Source organism: Pseudoduganella buxea, assembly GCF_009720835.1.
GTDB lineage: Bacteria > Pseudomonadota > Gammaproteobacteria > Burkholderiales > Burkholderiaceae_D > Rugamonas > Rugamonas buxea.
In genome coordinates this window covers 1-936 of record NZ_WNKZ01000225.1, presented here as the reverse complement: position 1 = coordinate 936, position 936 = coordinate 1, and the positions used below count along the sequence as shown (strand labels likewise).

The following is a 936-nucleotide window of genomic DNA, read 5'->3' as shown; positions in this document are numbered from 1 at the left end:
CCGGCCCGGCCTGGCCGGCGGCGCCGCCCTGCTGCTGCTGGCCGCCGGCCTGCTGGCCCAGCTGGAACTGGGCCTGGGCGCGCCGGACACGTGGTGGCTGCGCCATTACCATAAAACGGCGGCGCTGCTGGCGGTGGGTTCCGGCGCCGCCATGGCGTGGCGCCTGTGGGCGGCGCGGCGTGCTGCCCTGTCACAGCGGCAGGTCGAATGGCTGCTGGCGGCGTTGACGGTCCCCGCGCTGGCCCTGCTGGCCGCGCAAGTGCTGTGGGGCGACGAGACGGGCGTGTTCGACATCCAGCCGGTCGAACTGGCCAAGCTGGTACTGGCCGGCCTGACGGCCCACTGCCTGGCCCTGCGCCTGGGCTGGAGCACGGACGCCGCCATGATGCCTGGCCTGCGCGCGCGCTGGCTGCGGCTGGTCGCGCCGGCCCTGCTGTTCCTGGCCCTGCTGGGCTGCGCACTGGTGCAGGTGGACGATTACTCGCCGCTGATCCTGCTTGTGCTGTGGGCCGGCGCGATGGCGTTTGCCTATGCGCTGGCGGCCGGCCGGCGCGGTGGCGCGGCCCTGCTGGCCGGCCTGGCCCTGGCGGCATCGGCCACCGTACCGGCCTTGCAGGCGGCCGACCCGGCCAGCCTGCCCGCTTCGTTCTATGGCGAGCGCTTCCAGGTGTGGCGGGAACCGGCGCGCCACCCGCACACGGGCCAGCAACTGCTGCAGGGAGGCGCCGCCGTCGCGGCGGGCGGCTGGTTCGGCGCGGACGGCATGCTGGGCCTGTCGACCTTGGGGCGCGACGCCGGCCAGGCAATGGCGATACCGGCCGTGCAGGACGATTTCGCGCCATCGTTCTTCCTGAACCGGCATGGCCTGCTGGCCGGACTGCTGCTGTGGGGCCTGCAGGCGGCCGTGCTGGCGGGCCTGGTCGGCGCGGCCGTGCG

The 936-nt window shown here is 74.9% G+C and carries 1 protein-coding gene; it reads left to right on the top strand.

Going from position 1 to position 936, the window contains the following annotated elements; translation table 11 throughout:
- On the top strand, positions 1 to 936 hold a 936-nt coding region (locus GM672_RS27720; RefSeq protein WP_170300286.1), incomplete at both ends, for an FtsW/RodA/SpoVE family cell cycle protein.